Source organism: Microcoleus sp. Pol7_B2, assembly GCF_036701035.1.
Lineage (GTDB): Bacteria > Cyanobacteriota > Cyanobacteriia > Cyanobacteriales > Microcoleaceae > Microcoleus.
This window is the reverse complement of sequence record NZ_JAUBQB010000103.1, coordinates 1-17,821: the sequence shown is the minus strand read 5'-3', so window position 1 is coordinate 17,821 and position 17,821 is coordinate 1. Positions and strand designations below refer to the sequence as shown.

Sequence of the window (17,821 nt, the reverse complement as noted above, 5' to 3'; positions counted from 1 at the left end):
ATGGTCAAGCGGGATCCGCTAGGGGACGATCGCCCCTTCCATTATATAATCATCCGATCACAATAAATCCACCCTGCGGACACGGAGGGCTAGGGGGGATCGGATTCTACGGGGTCTCATAAAAAATTGGTATTAGCCGCATTCAGATCCATTGCTTTAATGAAACCATCTTTTCCGTCCATGTACCCTTGAATATTATCAGGGTATTTTTGGGCAATTTTTCTCTTTAGTTCGCTGTATTGCTGCGCGTCATCAGGATGGGAAATCATATAATCTCGAAACGCTAAATGGCGCTCTCTCTGCGCTGAGTTCACTTCAAACCCGTGAAGGTGGTGTGTTCTAATCCCTGCTTCATTACCCTTGCGAAAAAAACGACGGCCGGATATCCCAAACTCACCCATTGCTTGATAGCCTAATGCCTCAAGTGCTGAACTCTGTAGATCAATTTTAGTAATATCTTTAACCTCAACTAACATATCGATGATCGGCTTTGCATGAATTTGTGGAATGGCTGTGCTACCAATGTGATGTATAGCAACCACATTTTCCCTAAGTGCAAGTGCAATCAGTTTCGACTCAGTTTCAAAGGCGCTGCGCCAATTTGGATCGTGCGGGACGACTTCTACTTTGAAAAAATCTAGTTTTCTTGACATGGCTGATAATTATTCGCTTTTTTTGTCATCTCATTGATTTACGCTCGCATTTAACCGAAACTGATTTTATGATGCCTCATATTTTACGGGCTGTGCCCAAAGCTCTTAAACATACGGACAACGGGGAGGAACTGACTGTTTGGGAGAGAAATTTCAAACCTCTCAATCACCTGATAGTCAAATTTTGTGTAAAATGGCTCTCCCGCCAGCGTCGCAATCATCTCAACTTCCTTAAATCCAGCACGCTCAGCAGCCAGTTCACATACTCGCATAATCTGACTTCCAATTCCTCGACGTACCGATGCTGGATGAACAAAGAATGCACGAATCTTTGCCGAGTCGCTGTCTGGGTTGAGCAGGCTGTCTTCTGGATTATTTTTGCCTGAATCACCTCCATAAAGCGTTTTACGCTTACTCCAACCACCGCAACCAACAATTTGGTGATTGTTCTCAGCAACAAAGTATGTTTGGTCTAGAATCAGTTGAGTATCAACCCCAAAAACTTTGCCGAGTGCGCCTTCAATCTGCTCTGAACTATAGTAGCCTGCTTGCAAAGCTCTGGCAGAACCAGGAATTAAAGTTGTCAGCTTAGGAATGTCTTCTAAGGAAGCTAATCGAATACAAAAATCCATTGAACCGATCGGCTAAACAAATCGCTCTCTTAGTTTGTCACATCCGTGAAAGCGGCAATGCAGCGATCGCCCATTAGCGGCGAAGCCCTCGAAGAGGATCGCCCACCCCCAGCTTTAAGCCCACATCCAAATATCCAACCCTCCCCCTTTGTTAAACATTGTGGCAGGCTATGATTGACGGTTGGCAGCTTTTGAGAATCTAAATGCTAAACACAAATACAATAATTTCCAGTCTGCTGTTATTTATCCCGGTTTCCATCGCCGGACACTTTCTCGGCTGGGAATCCTCCACAATCTTCATCACCTCGGCTTTAGCCATCATCCCTCTAGCCGCCTGGATGGGGACGGCCACCGAAGAAATCGCCGTCGTCCTCGGTGCCAATTTGGGGGGTTTGCTGAACGCTACCTTCGGAAATGCTACGGAACTGATTATCGGCATCGTCGCCCTCAACGCCGGACTAATAGATGTTGTCAAGGCCAGCATCACCGGTTCAATTATGAGCAACCTGCTGCTGGTGATGGGATTGGCGATGCTGCTGGGCGGCTTGCGCTACAAAGAACAAGATTTTCAGCCGACAGTCGCCCGCTTGAATGCTTCAGCGATGAACTTAGCCGTGATTGCCATTTTGGTGCCAACTGCCGTTAATGCCACCTCTATTGGCATCCCTCCGGCAACTATGCAGAACCTCTCTAGCGCTGTTGCTGTAGTGCTGATTGTTGTCTACGTGCTGACGCTGCTGTTTTCGATGAAAACCCACAGTTATCTGTACGATGCAGGGGTGGCAGAAATAGAAATGCTGGAAGATTTAGCCGAAAATAACTTAGCACCAGACAGTCCTGACCACAAAGTCAATCTGCCGCTGTGGATTGGGGTGCTGTTGGCCTGTACCCTGATGGTAGCTGTCGAGTCGGAACTGTTGGTGGGTACTCTCGAAGAAGCGACGGCGCGTTTGGGGCTGACATCACTGTTTACCGGGGTGATTTTAGTGCCGATTATTGGCAATGCGGCCGAACATACGACGGCGGTGACGGTGGCGATGAAAAATAAAATGGATTTGTCGGTTTCTGTGGCGGTGGGTTCGAGTTTACAAATTGCTTTGTTTGTTGCCCCGGTGTTGGTTTTGGCAGGTTTTGTCTTAGGCAAACCGATGGACTTGAATTTCAACCCGTTTGAACTTGTAGCGGTTGCGGTGTCTGTGCTGATCGCCAATTCTATCAGTTCTGACGGCAACTCTAACTGGCTCGAAGGTACTTTGCTGTTGGCAGCTTATACGGTTTTGGCGCTGGCGTTCTACTTCCATCCGGTAATTGAGGGACTTGTTTAACAGGCTTTCTTCTGTTGAAGGAAGAGGGAAGAGGGAAGAGGGAAGAAGGCAGATTTTTTCACTGCCCCACTCCCCCACTTCCCTACTCTCACTTCTTTCTTCGAGAGTGGTGGTTGCGATCGTACAATTGAAATGTGGCTGCTATCTCGTTATTAGTTCTGGTGTGTTTGTACATTATGTGCTGTCATCAGGGATTTGTGACCTTGATCGGCTGTGACAAACAACAAAACCTTTGGCCTCAATCCGATCGTTAGAGCGCAGTGCCACAGGTTATACAAAAACACGGGATGCTGAAGTCCAGCCAGACTAAAGCCTCCCTTGACTTCAGAGACCCTGCAAGATTTCAATCAAGGGTGCTCATGAGTCTTTTACTAGGTGTGCTACGATCGTCATAAGTTGAAAATTGAGTCTAACTAGACAAAGTAAAACCTCGTACTCTTATTGTTGAGTACGTCGTCCCACAAACACGGTGTTGCCGTCTAGGAAAACTCATATTTGAACAAAAACCGAACTAGATAAAGAGGATTAATTAAATACGGTATGCCATACCGCAATTAACGATTTTACAAAAGACACCTCTAATTCGGCTTGAGTAATCTTGTCAAGGCAAGTAACGCAAGCTGAATCAAAAATCTCACTCACCAAGAGTGCACAGAGGTTAATCTAATCGCTTAATACTTGATTAAACTTCCTCCGAGCTGCCGATCACAAGCATATTGACAGAGGCACATTTTTGTGCAACATTCTCAGAATAATGCCCAAAATCTGCAGGAAAAATTTTCTGGAAGAGTAAACGAGGGTCGATTTAAAACTGACCAGCCTATAAAAAGGTCGAACGGGATACCACGATTCGTTAAATTGGTTGAAAATAATGGTTAAACAATGGCTAAAAGCTTCCACAATAATAAATAGTTGTACAGACTTCAAAAATAGGGTGCTGCTCCACCCGAATTTACGCCTGTGGACAAGTAAGAGCCGACTCTCTTGGCAGAAGCAGGAATCAGACCCTCTAGAAAATACTTCTAGTTGAATGGTGAAGCTTAGATAAGTTTAGCCAAGTTTTGTATAGCAGTGTCAAAGTAAAACTTGATAGAGCAACCTCAATCAGGGTTATGTGGCTTCTGTGAGTTATTGCCTCAATCCCAAATGTCCGAATCCCTCCGATCCAGCCAACTCTGGCAAATCCGTGTGTATCCACTGCGGGTCTGAACTTTTGTTGCAAGGTCGATATCGGCTAGTCGCGCCTCTCGGAGGCGGCGGCTTTGGCAGAACATTTGAAGTGGACGACAACGGCGCCCGAAGAGTGCTCAAAGTCCTGCTCAAAGAACATCCCAAAGCTGTAGAACTGTTTAAGCAAGAAGCCGACGTGTTGGTCAGGCTAAGACATCCAGGTATTCCAAAAGTCGATCGCGACGGTTATTTTACATTTACGCCCGCTCACAGCACAGAGTCTTTTCACTGTCTGGTGATGGAGAAAATTGCTGGGGCCAATTTGCAAGACTGGCTGAAACATCGGGGCCGCCCCATCAGTCAAGAACAAGCTGTGAACTGGCTCAAACAACTGTCGGAAATTTTAGACCAAGTTCACCGCCTCAACTATTTCCATCGGGATATCAAGCCGCACAATATTATGTGCAAGCCAAACGGGCAGTTAGTGCTGATTGACTTCGGGACTGCTCGGGAAGTGTCGGCGACTTATTTCGCTAAGGTGGGCCAGGGGCAAAATGTGACTGGTATTGTTTCCCCGGGCTACACGCCGCCGGAACAAACTAATGGCAAGGCTGTTCCGCAGTCAGATTTTTTTGCTCTAGGCCGCACTTTTGTTTATTTGCTGACTGGAAAGCCACCGACTGCGTTTCCAGAGAACCCCCGCACGGGCAGATTAATGTGGCGCAAAGGAGCTCCTCAGGTTTCCGACGCCGTGGCTAATGTAATCGATTATCTGATGGCGCCTTTTCCGGGAAATCGACCTCAAAGCCCGCAGATGGTTTTGCAGTGCTTGGAGGAAATTAATCTCGACGGCGCGGAAAGTCAGTTGCCTACTCAGTTGCCGACGACGGGGCAAACTAAACTTCGCGCAACTTCCGGGACGCCTGAGGTGAAGAAGCAGACTTCTGTAAACCGCCTCAGACCTCTGAATTCGGGATTGAAAAAGGCCGAGAAAGATGTTTTTGATTGGAAAAAGAAGTTGCTGGCGGGCACGGCTGTTTTGATGGTGAGTATTGGCGCGTCTCAAATTTACGGTTCGCTGCGTTACGGGGTGTTTCCGGCAAACCCGGTGTGGCTGCTTTCTACCTTACCTAGCACTCAGTTTTTGCAAGGAAGTTTGGATAATGTCGAGAGTGTAAATGCGATCACCCTGTCGCCTGACGGTCAAACTTTGGTGAGCGCAAGCCTTGGGACGATTAGAATTTGGAATGTGAGGACGGAACGCCTCCGGGTGCCGCCTCTCGATTTGGTGCATTCTAAAAAATCGGTCAATACCGTGGCGGTGAGTCCGGACGGCTCGATTTTGGCCAGCGGCGGCGGCGACAAGAATGTGATTCTCTGGGATTTGAAGACGGGGCGACGGATGCGGACGATTCCGGCTCACAAAGCCGCCGTCAAGGCGATCGCTTTTAGCAGGGACGGTCAAACTCTCGCTAGCGGCAGCGATGACAAAACTATTCGCTTGTGGAATGTCAGAACCGGCGGCAGGTTGCGGACTTTGAGCGGCCACGCCGGAGGAGTAAACGCGATCGCTTTGAGCCGGGACGGTAAAACTCTCGCTAGCGGCAGCCAGGACAAGACTGTGCGTTTGTGGAATCTCGGCACCGGAGAAGTCAGAAGAATTATCACAGGTCACCGGGGCCCGATTACTGCTGTGGCTTTTAGCCCGAACGGGAAAATTGTGGCTAGTGCTAGCACCGACAATACGATCCGTTTGTCGAACGTGCAAGACGGGAAGCCCACCCGCACTTTTAAAGGGCATTCGGACTGGGTGAGGACGATCGCCTTTAGCCCGGACAGCCGGACTTTGATCAGCGGGGGCGGAGATATTATAGTTTGGGATTTGAAGACGGGAAAAGAAAGAAGCACTCTTTCTGGTCACACTCAGTTTGTGAGTTCTGTTGCTATTGCCAGAGATAACAAGACTTTTGTGACCGGCAGTCCCGATCGCACTATTAAGATTTGGCGAATGCCATAGTCCTACTATTTTAGATTTTAGATTTTAGATTGAAGAGTCGAGGCGATCGAGAAATCCCATCCCGACTCCGACGTGGAAGTCTGGGCATTGCCCGTCCTACAACTGTTACTTGCCGCAATTGGCAAAAGTAGAAAACAGGTTAAATTCTGTAACTCTCCACGCTTGCCATGTCTGCGCGCCAGCAAAAAGACTGTACCTAGTTATGCTTTTATCGCTGTCAACATAACTTTGCCAACTTAATGAAGCAACAGTTGGATACTGGGCTGGAAACTCCCCTGGTATAGGACTTACTTGAGAGCTCATGTTCCATCCTACTTGCTTGCTAAAATCTTTAATTTGACCTTCGCAAGTTCGACAGTTAGAGCCGCCGACTTTCTGCCAAATCTCTAACTGCGGAGTCAATCCATATTTGCCATTGCTCGATCGCATCCACATCCCATCGATCGCGCGGAGGTTCGGACAAGACAGATTCGCGGAGTTGTTGCGGATCAGAGAGACTGTTTCTTGATCGGCTTCGTACCATTTTTTGGCTTCTAATAAGGATTGAAGTTTGCTAAATTCGCTGTTGCTTTCTTGTGAATTAGCGGTAAATGCTGGTTGCAAAACTGCAATAAATGTGCCTACTAATGCGAGGGATAGTTTGCCAAGTTTAATCATGATGTTTTTCTGAGTAACAGTGATTTAACAAAGGACCAGTTTACCATCTCTAGACTGAGATGAAATTTTCAGAGCCGATGAGGTTTGGAGCAACGCCTGTCAAAGAAGCTAAAACTTCACCGCTGCTGGCTACTCTAATTAATGTGCCGTTAGTTCCAGGGGAAATTGATAGCTGTCCGAAGGTCAAGCCATTGATTAATTGCATAGTATCTTGAGAGTTGGCGAAATCAGAGATTGTATCAACTCCCAATCCCGCACCTAAAACAAATACATCGTTGCCCGCGCCGCCGACTAGAATATCGTCTCCCAAACCGCCGTTGAGGGTATCAAAACCTTTGCCGCCAGACAGGTTGTCGCTGCCGCCTCCCCCGATAAGAATATCGTTGCCTTGTCTGCCGGTGAGTGCGTCATCGCCGTCTAAACCGCTGATATTATCGCTGCCAGGAGTGCCTGTCAGGTTGTCGTTGCCGTTCGTGCCGTTGATGACGTTTGGAGAGTTATTGATGCCGCCTGAAGTGTTGCCGGTGTCAGCAATAAAGAGGTCTGGGCCGTTGTTGGTATCTCCCGGCACGAGATTGGTGGCAAAAGATGAAAACGCCACTTTCTGCCCGTTGGCCGAGATGGAGGGGAACTCGGAGTCGCTATTGCCCTGATTGCCTGTTGAGGAAACAGAGACGCGGGTGGTGGTATTGGTTGACAAGTCGCGCACGAAGATGTCCTCGCTATCGTTAGTGTCTCCCGGCACGAGGTTGGATGCCTCAGATGAAAACGTCACAAACCGCCCGTCAGCGGAGATGAAGGGAGTGTAGAAGTCTTCGTTCCCCTGATTGCCTGTTGAGGAAATAGAGACGCGGTTGGTGGTATTGGTTGACAAGTCGCGCACGAAAATGTCGGTGGTATTATTTGTGTCTCCCTGCACGAGGTTGGAGGCATCAGATGAAAACGCCACAAACCTCCCGTCAGCAGAAATAGAGCAGCGGGAGGAGCTATCGTTCGCGCGATCGCCATTGGAACTCACAGAGACGAGGGTAATGGTATTTGTCAACAAGTCGCGCACGAAAATGTCCCGTTCGTTGTTAGTATCCCCAGGCACGAGGTTGGTGGCAAAAGAGCGAAATGCCACAAACCTGCCGTTGGCTGAGATGGAGGGTAATTCAGAGTCGTTGTTCCCCCGATCGCCGCTGGAACTCGCAGAGACCAGAGTGGTGGTATTAGTTGACAAGTCGCGGACGAAGATGTCGGTGCTATTGTTAGTATCTCCCGGCACAAGGTTGGTGGCATTAGATGCAAACGCGACAAACCGCCCGTCACCTGAGATGGAGGAGCGCCGGGACAAGCTGTTTCCCTGATTGCCTGCTGAGCCAACAGAGACGCGGGTGGTGGTGTTAGTTAACAAGTCGCGCACGAAGATGTCGCCACTATTGTTTGTGTCCCCCGGCACGAGGTTGGAGGCATCAGATTGAAACGCCACAAACCTTCCGTCAGCAGAGATGGAGGGGTCGTAGGAGCTGTCGTTCCCCGGATTCCCTGCTGAGTCAACAGAGACGCGGGTGGTGGTATTCGTTAACAAGTCGCGCACGAAGATGTCGTCGCTATTGTTAGTATTATTGTTCGGAGATCCGAGAGAGAAGATGGATTGTTGAAGTGTAAACGCCACAAACCGCCCATCGCCGGAGATGGATGATAAAACCGAGTAACGATTGCCCTGCACATCGCCTGCTGGGTCAGAGATGCCTGTTGAGTCTACGGGGATGCGAGTAATGGTCATAAGCCCTGACATTTAAGAGTACAAGTTTGGAGTTCCGTGCGGTTGATTGACATTATTCAATAAGCATTTCTCAAAGTCAATTCATAAAAGTCATAGCTTTGAGTTCATAAAAACCCTATTTATCAATAAATGTTACCCACACTAGACAAAATAGCCAAACTCATACGCAATCAGCGAGCGAATGATACTTGCCCCAGAATTAAGGAAGTTTTCTCTATTGCCACATCTAATAAGTAATTCCCCGCCCGTTTTTGGCAAATTCATCAACTGTTTGCTGGGACAATTCGTGAACTGCGATCGCCTGCAACAGGTCAAAAGGCAATGTCAAATGATGGGCGCCAGCTAATAAAGTCTTTACCGCTTCTTCCGGCGATTTAATGCTAGCTGCCAAAATCTCAGTATTAGTTCTGTGCAACACATTTGCCATATCCCGCACTAAAGCAAAACCGTCTCCTAGGAGTCGGGTGGCGCGATTCACGTAGGCGATCGCATATTTAGCCCCCGCTTCTGCTGAGACAACTGCTTGTGATGCGCTGTATATCGCCGTCACCGCACAAGGAATTTCCGGTGACAAATGCGCTACTGCTTGGAAACCCGCAGCCGTTGCTGGAACTTTTAACACTGTTTGCTGTCCAATTAATTCAAAAGCCGCTTTTCCTTCTGCTACCATGCCATCAACATCAGATGCCATTAGCTGATAATACACTTCCCCAGGAATCAGTTGTGCCAGTTGTTTAAGGGTTTGCTCAGGAGATAACTCGCTTTTTGCCAAAAGTGTCGGATTAGTAGTAATTCCCGCTATCCATCCGAACTTGCTTGCCCGTGCGGCTTCCGCTACAATTGCAGTATCAACATAAATTGCCATCGGCTCTACACCTTCAGTTTGTTAATATTTCCCAGACGGTTGCTTGCAGATTGATATAAATCCGAGCGAAATTAATTGTTAATCTTTAACAATATCAGAATCTCGGAAATATTACTGTTAAGTAAATATAACACTTCAGTGATGTGCATCATAGGTAGTAGTGCGTGAGTTTTGAATTTAACAGGACTTAGGCTCCGAAAGCCCGTTTATTACAAAAAATTGGTGGAGGACGACCTATCTGTGAATAAATCGGCTTTCTGAGGAAAATTGCCTAAGTGCTATTTAAGATAGCTAACAACTGAAATCAAAACTTTTAAGTCAGTTGGTAACTGCGATTCTCTGGTAAGAAAAACTTGACTCCCAAAATCCCGGATACAAAGAAATTACATTTGTAGTAAGGGTTATGTATGCAATAACTCCAGGAGGTGACTCAGACAATGACCGAAGAAAAAAATCAGCAGCCACAAGTCAGCCTTGAGACATCTTCTGAACAACCTCAGTTGGAAAAGCCAGCAGAAACCGCTGAAGAATTCTTGATAAATCTTAAGTCTGAAAGTCTGTCTCAAACGGTTGAAAATAACGCCGAAGACCGTTTGAAGGCTCTAGGCCGCTTAATGATGGTGAGCCTAACTTGGTCGCTGGCGGGGCTTTCCAAACGCGAGTAAGTTATGGAACACTACCGCAACGGGCGAGTTATGATTTGTGAGTTGTGTTGTAAGTTTTGTTTAACTCAAAACTTACAACTCCCGGACTTAGATGATGTCCGGTTAGTTGTAATAAAACCCGTTTTTAGCGAAGACTTTAGTCCTTAAAGCAAGGACTAAAGTTTTCAACAAAGCACTCATAACTTTTCTTTAATTCCTTCAAACGGCCCCAAAAAAGTCGGTTCTGGACGGGTAACGCGCACTTCCCAAAGCGCTTTGAGGACGGCCAAAAATTCGCGAAAACTGTAGTGAATCATGCCCTTTTGGCGAAATTTGCCCCAATCCGGCGTTCCTAAACCGATCGCCTCTACGCCCAACTGCCGGCAGGTATAAACAGCGCGGGCTAAGTGAAAGTTTTGGGTAACTAAAACAGCCTGGGTTATGCCAAAAATCTCTTTCGCCCGGTAGCAACTTTCATAGGTGCTAAATCCGGCATAATCGAGAATGATATTATTAGTCGGTACGCCCTGGGCTGCGGCGTAGTCCTGCATTGCTTGGACTTCGTTGTAATCGACGCTGCTATTGTCTCCTGTCATCAAAAGTTTCTCCACTCGCCCCGCTTTGTACAACTCGACGCCTGCTTGGACTCGATCGGCTAACATGGGGGTTGGAGTGCCGTCTTCCCAAACTCCGGCACCAAAAACTATAGCGATGGATTCAGCAGGCACGTTAGCTATATCGCTGTGGCGGTAGTTGCGGGTAACAAGTCGGACGTAGTAGTTGAGTGCTAGGGGTGTGATCGCTGAGGTTAATATTAACAGCCCGATGGCAAGCCGCCATTGAAATCTAAAGGATTTAGGCAACATAAATTCAAGTTAACTTCCTATATAATTAGACAAACAGGAATTTTCGCGGGTCGAAAAATTGTCAAGTTACCTCATTTACATTATATTGACAAAAATATGATTCAACAACAGCAAAAATTTGAATTGCTGGAATCACTTTTATGGGAACCCAAAAACGGCTATTTTTTGCTAGACAGACATCTTCAAAGATTAGAGCGTTCGGCTGATTATTTTAATTTCCCCCTATCACTAACAGAAGCAAGCAAAGCTTTACAAGCATTAAGTATGACTTGCGGGTCAGTCAAACAAAAAATACGGTTAACAATATCTTGTGAGGGAAACATAACATTACAAGCTCAGACACTAGATAGCGGTATCTTAAAAATCGGTGCATCTGTGGGAATTGCCCGCCAACCGATCGACGATTCTCAAAACCCATTTCTTTACCACAAGACAACTTACCGATTGCCTTATACAATGGCTTTGGAGTCGCAGCCCGAATATCAGGATGTCTTTCTGTGGAATCAAGATGGAGTTATCACCGAATCCACGATCGCCAATATCGCGATCGATACGCCCGCAGGTCTAATCACACCTCCCGTCAAGTGCGGTTTATTACCGGGGACGTTTCGTTCTCAACTTTTAGAGGAGGGAAAAATCAGAGAAGAATTAATTACCTTAGATGATTTGCACCGTACCCAAACTCTATTTCTCATTAACTCTGTTAGGGGTTGGATACGCCTCAAAAAAGAAGCAAGCCGAGATGTTTGGAAAGTTGTAAGTAATGGCTAAAATAACGCTTTCACTCGATTTTAGTAGGGTGCGAAATGTGCACCTTACTACTACAGATAGTGTCAAAATTGACTCGTAGCGTAAGTCCTGAAAGTGTTAACCCTCATGCAGCAATCTATTATGAAACAAATACAACCTTGGCATTGGCGAAAGCTTCCCCTAAATCAGCGCAGCGGAGCGGAGATTTTTGAAATTTTATTTCTCGGTAAAACTGCCGACTGTGCAGGCTCAATATCGGATTGTTTCCCCCGCGATATGGCCGTTCTGCTAGAAAGTCCAGTTACATCTTCTACTAACTTGGCACGATATTCTATTTGTGCAGGTTCTCCCCGAATAATTGATAGTCAATCTCAGCTATGGACACCGCCCGTCGGTGAAATTTTACCTTTTTTGCGCGCTCTTTTAAACTCTCAAAAGCCAAATTTAGCAGTGAATGTACCGCCGGAAATTCCTTTTACTGGGGGTTGGTTGGGATGGCTGGGTTATGATTTAGCATGGGAAATCGAACACCTGCCCCAACTCAATACCGATCCGCTTCCTTTCCCCGTTAGCTGTTGGTACGAACCAGAATCTTTTGCGGTTTTAGACCGTCAAACGCAAATTCTCTGGTTGGCTGCGAGTCAACCTTCTCACCTCGATGTTATGCAGCATCAAGTAGAGCAAACCGATCGAGAAATAATCGAGAATAACTTACCGGAAAATTATCAACAAAATTCGGCTACTCCTATTTTCCAATTATCTCAGAGTGAGTATAAAGAAATAGTCCAAAAAGCTCAGAAGTATATTCATGCGGGCGATATTTTTCAGGCTAATTTATCTTTGCGGTTTGAAGCCCGTACAGATTGCAGTAGTTGGTCAATTTACCGCGCTTTGCAACGTATCAATCCTTCGCCTTTTGCAAGTTATTGGCAAACTCCGTGGGGGGCGATAGTTAGTTGTTCGCCGGAAAGACTGGTTCAATTATTAGGAAATAAAGTGGATACTAGACCGATCGCGGGAACGCGACCGCGAGGTTTAACCTGCATTCAAGATGAGAAGTTAGCACAGGAATTAATAGAGAATATCAAAGAAAGAGCAGAACATATTATGTTAGTTGACTTAGAACGCAACGATATCGGGAGAGTGTGTGAATGGGGGTCAGTAAAAGTTAACGAATTTCTGACCATTGAACGCTACAGTCACGTGATGCACCTCGTCAGTAATGTTATCGGTACATTAAGAGGAGATTGCGACGCGATCGACTTAATTCGAGGGGTATTTCCGGGCGGTACGATTACAGGTTGTCCGAAAGTGCGCTGTCTGGAAATCATCGAAGAATTGGAACCAGTGAAGCGCAATTTATTTTACGGTTCCTGCGGTTATTTGGACTGGCGCGGGAACCTGGATTTAAATATTTTGATTCGCACCCTTTTATATGCACCAAAAAGTGACGGTACGACCGGGGGAGTTGTTTGGGGACAAGTGGGCGCGGGGATTGTTGCTGATAGCGATCCAGAAAGGGAATGGCAGGAGTCGCTGCAGAAAGCTCAAGCTCAAGTTAATGCTTTGAAATTAGCGGAGATATTTGATTAGATGCGTATTAGATAAATCGAATTGTTAATATTGTTGAAGATTTTGAGCGCGGATTTAGTTTTGAGGTAATGCTGATATAAATCGATCGAAAACAAAAGATTTATTGTAGTATTAATGTTAGGGAAATGTTGGTATGGTGTTGCCTGATAGTTTTTTTAGCGATCCCACTGTGAGTCAGATTCTGGGTGAATTCATGGATATTAGATGAGACTGCCAAAGCTGGTTAGCTGTTGGATAAGCTCACTATCACGATCGCAAAGGAAAAGCACAAGCAATTAACAAAGCCCCTCAATGGCTGATTCCTGCCAGAATTTATGAGACTTCTTCAACAATTCTTGTGGGGCAGGCATCCTGCCTGCCCAAGACTTGCTTTTCCCTCGTATGTCTATTGATTGCCCGAACCAACTGCCTGGGAAATTGAATTAAATCCTTTTTCTTCTAACTTTTGCAACAAGCCTTGGAGAATCCGGCGCACCATCCAAGGGCCTTCGTAAACCCAACCGGTGTAGACTTGAATTAAACTCGCACCGGCGGCTATTTTTTCCCAAGCATCTTCGGCGGTGAAAATGCCACCAACTCCAATTATGGGTAATTCGCCTTTTGTATATTGCCAGATAAATCGGATTACTTCTGTCGATCGCTCCCGCACAGGAAGCCCGCTAATTCCCCCGGCTTCTTCGGCGATTGGTTTGCCTGTTTCTCGCAATATTTGTGTTTTCAATCCGTCGCGGCGGATGGTGGTATTTGTGGCGATAATTCCTGCTAGTTGGTAGGTTTTTGCTAAGTCGAGGATTGATACGATCGCCTCCGACTCCAAATCCGGCGCAATCTTGACTAAAATTGGCTTGATTCCCTGATTTTCTTGTTGCAAAATTTCCAAAATTGTGCTTAGCCCAGCAGCATCTTGGAGCGATCGCAACCCAGGCGTATTCGGAGACGAAACGTTCACTACAAAATAGTCGCCCCAATCTTTCAGCAGCTTAAAACTCTCCAAATAGTCGGCTGCGGCTTCCTCTAACGGTGTTACCTTAGATTTACCGAGATTGATGCCCAACGGGAACCGAGACTGAGGCATGGGGCGCGAGGCATCGAATTTTGACTGTTTCTGTGCTGCCTGAAACCGGGCTGCCATTGCCGCGGCTCCTTGATTGTTAAATCCCATGCGGTTGAGGGCTGCACTGTCCTGAGTCAATCGAAACAAGCGAGGTTGGGGGTTTCCCGGCTGCGGTTGACAAGTGACAGTGCCGAGTTCGGCAAAGCCAAAGCCAAAATTTGCCCAAATATCGGCAGCTACGCCGTTTTTATCAAATCCGGCGGCTAAGCCGACAGGATTGTTAAAGCTCAGTCCCCACAAAGATTGTTCGAGGCGAGAATCTTGGACTCCCAAAGATTTCTGCAATCGCCAGAGCATTTGGCGGGTTGCGGGGTTTGACGGGGTTCGGGCTGCGAGTTCGAGAAATTGGAGAGTGCGGTTGTGCAGCCACTCGGCATCGGTTTTCAATACGGAAAACAACAGCGGGCGTACACTTGATTGATAAATATCCAATGATTTGTACTGGGGCAATTTACAAATTAGAAATGAGAAGGGAAATAAAAATATTCAGGAGCAGACAGTGAAGGCGAAGTTTTTACTTCAACTTCGATCGACTTTATCCAATGTTTGAGATTGAGGGATAAGTGAGACGATTATATTATAAGTTGATTCTTTTGCATTTTATTTTTTTGAATTTTTAAGTTAGTAATTTTAAATTAGACAAAGGTGCGGGGAAGCTTGGAAATGGGGCAGCAGCAAAGACCAAAGGATTTAGACGAACAAATCGCGACCCTAGAGCGCGTTCTCCAGACTCTCCGAGAAGAGGAGAATGTGGAAGTGCTACTTTCGACCACACTCGGTTACTTGGAAACGGAATTTGACTGGCGGTTGATTTGGATCGGGTTGTACGATCGACAGGCCCACAGATTGTTCGGCAAAGGTGGCATAACTCCTAACGGCGACCTGTCTTTTCTCAAACAGCGGTTTGCCCTCAGTCCGGGGGATTTGCTGGAACAAGTGGTGATTCAGCTCCGGCCGGTGGGAGTTCCGGATTTGCGATCGGAAAGTAGAGCCGGAGAATGGCGCAAAGCAGCTCAAACTTTCAATATTCAAGGCACGACTCTGTTTCCGCTCCGCTACAAAGACCGCTGCTACGGCGTGATTTTGCTCGGCACAGACGTGTGGGGAGCGTCGCCAAAGTCGGGGGAAAAAACGCAGTTGGCGATCGTATTTGGAGCGCTGGCAACTGCTCTTTACCAAATAGAAAAAGACTGGCAGCGACAACAAGTTAAACACCCAGATGAGTCTCTTTTAGCGCTGATTTCCCAGTTGGGGGAACTGCGATCGCTCGACCAATACTTGCAAGCGGTGGTCGAACAAACTCATGAATTTATCGAGCCGACGCGCACCAATGTTTATTGGTTCGAGCGAGAGCGGCGCTATTTTTGGCGCCGAGTCAGCAACCGCGAAGTTGCTCCGGGTTTGGGCGGGCCGAGCCGAGCGGCTTCGGGCATCACCGTTCAAGACTTGGGCGAATTTTATCAGGCTTTGGGCAGGGAAGAAATGGTTTGGATCGGTGAATCTCAAAGTTCTCTGAAAACTGAGCTGACGGGGCGGTTGATGCAGCAAATCCGCGCTCGCTCTCTGTTGGCTGCGCCGATTGTTTCAGAAGGGGAATTGTTGGGATTTTTGGCAGTCGAAGCCGGCGAGCCCCGGATTTGGCAAGACAATGAAAAGCATTACCTGCGGGGAGTGGCGCAGTTAGTGGCTCTGACGGCTCCTGTGTCGGAGATGGAGGAGAAAATTCAGCAAATTGAGATCGATCGAGATTTAACTGCGGGAATAGCTCGCGCCATCTACAGCGATGCTGACTGGGAGGCGACTTTAAAAAATACCGCCGAACAGTTGTGCGAGCGGCTCAAATGCGAATACTTTTTGCTGCTGCTGTACGGCGAAGAACAAAATCGCTTTGAAATTGTCTGCCAAAATCTGCCACGCAACCGCAGGTCAGTGCCGTCGCCGCTCAACGCCCTCGATGTGGCTGACGTGGGGCTGTTGCAAGAAAGCGAACCTGTGGCTATTGAAAATTGGGAGGAAGACGGGCGGTTGAGCGCTTGGCGGGAAGTGTTGGGGGAGGCGGGGGTGCGATCGCTTTTGGCATCGACCACGAGGGGGAAAAACAAAGAGGGAGAAAACCCCAATCTAAAATCGAAAATCGCCAATCGAAAATCGATCGAGGGTTTGCTGGTTGTCGGACACAATGCAACTCGCACTTGGAGGCGATCTGAGCAAGAATTAGTTCGGCTAGTGGGCCAACAGCTAGGATTGATCCTGCACTCCTGGCAGCAGAGTGTGGAAATCGACAAATATCAGCAATTTGAGCGATTGCTCAAATCGGGTTTGGCGGTTTTGCACCATTCTCCTGATGAGCAATCTGAGCAAGAGATACCTGCTGCTTCACCGACGATGTTCCCAGAGTTGCCGCTACAAAAGCTCGATCGTAACTTTGCTCAACACGTTTCCCAGACACTTTCCTGTCCTTTAGTCGCCCTAATTACTTGGAATCCGGGTCAGGAGGAAGGTTCCATCGTGGCGACGGTAGCTGCCAATCCCGTATTTGCCCTCAATCCCGAGGCGGTGATTTTTGTCAAAACAGATGCCTTGATCCAACAAACCCTGGCAGAAGCGGGCGTGCTGCAACAGAGCACGAGCCAACTGCCGCTGGCGACGAAGCGGTGGCTCCGCAGTCCGGGAATTGGCGAGATTCTGACGGTGGCGCTGCGGACTGCCCCAGAACACGCTCCGGCGGGCATTGTGGTGGCTGCGGACGCTCCGGGCCGCCAGTGGTCAGAGTTGTCGGTGAGTTTACTCAGCTCGATGGCGTCTCAGTTGGCTTGGTGGCACAGGTATTTGGCGGTGCAATCGGCAAGCGAGTCGCAGCGATTGGATCTGGAGCTGCTCAACTGGTACAAACAGCGCCGTTTTGAGGAGTTTTACCGCACTGTGGGAGCGGGGGTGAAGGAGTTGGGGGAGTTGAGTCAGTCGATTTTCCAGTCAGTGAAGGAACAAAAGGATGCTCTGAAAACTTTGCGCTACCAACAGGTTTTGCGACAAATGGGCAATGCTTTGGGGTCAACTCATTTGCTGCTGAAACAGGAACATTGGCGGCTGCAATTCGCACAAGATGCGGTGCCTGTGAGCGCTTGGCTGAGGCGATCGCTCGATCGAACGGCCTCCCTGGTCAAACAGTCGCAAGTCTTGGTGGAAGTACACAGAGAAACTGCTGTGTCGATGCCGGCGGGCCAGACTTTGAGCGTTCGCGGGGACAGCATCAAGCTCGATTTGATCCTGTGCGAATTGCTGGCGGCGGCGTGCAGGCGCTCTCCTGTGGGCGCCAAGATTGAGATTCGCTCTCAGTTGTTGGGGGAAGGTTGGCTAGAATTGTCTGTGAGCGATAGCGGCGCGTGCGATCGACAGTTAATTGCTGCCTTCAACGGCGGTTCCGGGCCGGACATATTAGCCGTTTCTAGTTCCAATAGGTCGATCGTGCAAAATCTCTTAGTTTGTCAGCGAGCGGTACGCTTAATGGGAGGAAACTTTTCTATAGAAATGTTAGAAAACAATTTAATTGTGGCTCGTTTAGTGCTGCCCCTAGCCAATTCTTAAAATTCTGTACGGGTGAGTTCACCCTATCTGCAATTCACATATGAGGTACTTATAAACCAGCCCCTACCCAACTTCTAGCGGTAAAGTGCTTCCGGTGCACGCTACATAGGGCTTGCTGAATAATCGATCGCCAACCAAGAGCAGGAGCGATCGATATATTCAAGCAGAGTTAAATATAAGTT

Annotated in this window: 13 protein-coding genes; 6 read left to right on the top strand and 7 right to left on the bottom strand. The window is 47.7% G+C overall.

Features of this window, described 5'->3' with window-relative positions; translation table 11 throughout:
• Positions 1 to 116 precede the first annotated feature (116 nt).
• On the bottom strand, positions 117 to 653 hold the full coding sequence (locus QUA57_RS25770) for a GrpB family protein (protein ID WP_333064514.1): 537 nt from the start codon (positions 651 to 653) through the stop codon (positions 117 to 119).
• Between the two features lie 83 nt (positions 654 to 736).
• Complete coding sequence (locus QUA57_RS25765) at positions 737 to 1,285, bottom strand: GNAT family N-acetyltransferase (protein WP_333064516.1); 549 nt, start codon at positions 1,283 to 1,285, stop codon at positions 737 to 739.
• 203 nt (positions 1,286 to 1,488) lie between these two features.
• Between QUA57_RS25765 and cax the strand changes: the two genes are divergently transcribed.
• The gene (cax, locus tag QUA57_RS25760) at positions 1,489 to 2,610 is read left to right on the top strand and encodes a calcium/proton exchanger (RefSeq protein ID WP_333064517.1); all 1,122 of its coding nucleotides are present in this window, start codon (positions 1,489 to 1,491) and stop codon (positions 2,608 to 2,610) included.
• 1,114 nt (positions 2,611 to 3,724) lie between these two features.
• On the top strand, positions 3,725 to 5,797 hold the full coding sequence (locus QUA57_RS25755; protein WP_333064519.1) for a serine/threonine-protein kinase: 2,073 nt from the start codon (positions 3,725 to 3,727) through the stop codon (positions 5,795 to 5,797).
• 105 nt (positions 5,798 to 5,902) lie between these two features.
• On the opposite strand, the gene QUA57_RS25750 is transcribed toward QUA57_RS25755, so the two are convergent.
• The 3 genes from QUA57_RS25750 to QUA57_RS25740 form a co-directional block, all read right to left on the bottom strand.
• Positions 5,903 to 6,454 (bottom strand): GUN4 domain-containing protein, encoded by a 552-nt coding sequence (locus QUA57_RS25750; RefSeq protein ID WP_333064520.1) that lies wholly within the window; start codon positions 6,452 to 6,454, stop codon positions 5,903 to 5,905.
• Positions 6,455 to 6,503: 49 nt separating this feature from the next.
• Positions 6,504 to 8,222, bottom strand: coding sequence for a calcium-binding protein (locus QUA57_RS25745; protein WP_333064522.1), 1,719 nt, complete (start codon positions 8,220 to 8,222; stop codon positions 6,504 to 6,506).
• A gap of 226 nt (positions 8,223 to 8,448) precedes the next feature.
• A complete protein-coding gene (locus QUA57_RS25740) occupies positions 8,449 to 9,087 on the bottom strand; it encodes a transaldolase family protein (protein ID WP_333064523.1) in 639 nt (212 codons plus the stop codon).
• A gap of 437 nt (positions 9,088 to 9,524) precedes the next feature.
• On the opposite strand from QUA57_RS25740, the gene QUA57_RS25735 reads away from it, so the two are divergent.
• Positions 9,525 to 9,752 carry a hypothetical protein gene (locus QUA57_RS25735; protein WP_333064524.1) on the top strand — a complete coding sequence of 76 codons (228 nt, stop codon included), beginning with the start codon at positions 9,525 to 9,527 and terminating at the stop codon, positions 9,750 to 9,752.
• A gap of 176 nt (positions 9,753 to 9,928) precedes the next feature.
• Here QUA57_RS25735 and QUA57_RS25730 read toward each other — a convergent pair whose 3' ends face one another.
• Positions 9,929 to 10,597 carry an ElyC/SanA/YdcF family protein gene (locus QUA57_RS25730; protein ID WP_333064525.1) on the bottom strand — a complete coding sequence of 223 codons (669 nt, stop codon included), beginning with the start codon at positions 10,595 to 10,597 and terminating at the stop codon, positions 9,929 to 9,931.
• A 96-nt stretch (positions 10,598 to 10,693) separates the two neighbouring features.
• Between QUA57_RS25730 and QUA57_RS25725 the strand changes: the two genes are divergently transcribed.
• Both QUA57_RS25725 and QUA57_RS25720 read left to right on the top strand, forming a co-directional pair.
• Positions 10,694 to 11,368, top strand: coding sequence for an aminotransferase class IV (locus QUA57_RS25725; protein WP_333064526.1), 675 nt, complete (start codon positions 10,694 to 10,696; stop codon positions 11,366 to 11,368).
• 120 nt (positions 11,369 to 11,488) lie between these two features.
• Positions 11,489 to 12,940: an anthranilate synthase component I gene (locus tag QUA57_RS25720; RefSeq protein ID WP_333064527.1), complete on the top strand. Its 1,452-nt coding sequence runs from the start codon at positions 11,489 to 11,491 to the stop codon at positions 12,938 to 12,940.
• A gap of 385 nt (positions 12,941 to 13,325) precedes the next feature.
• On the opposite strand, the gene QUA57_RS25715 is transcribed toward QUA57_RS25720, so the two are convergent.
• On the bottom strand, positions 13,326 to 14,486 hold the full coding sequence (locus QUA57_RS25715; RefSeq protein ID WP_333064528.1) for a quinone-dependent dihydroorotate dehydrogenase: 1,161 nt from the start codon (positions 14,484 to 14,486) through the stop codon (positions 13,326 to 13,328).
• 213 nt (positions 14,487 to 14,699) lie between these two features.
• Here QUA57_RS25715 and QUA57_RS25710 point away from each other — a divergent pair, with 213 nt between their 5' ends.
• Positions 14,700 to 17,639, top strand: coding sequence for a GAF domain-containing protein (locus QUA57_RS25710; RefSeq protein ID WP_333251409.1), 2,940 nt, complete (start codon positions 14,700 to 14,702; stop codon positions 17,637 to 17,639).
• Positions 17,640 to 17,821 lie beyond the last annotated feature (182 nt).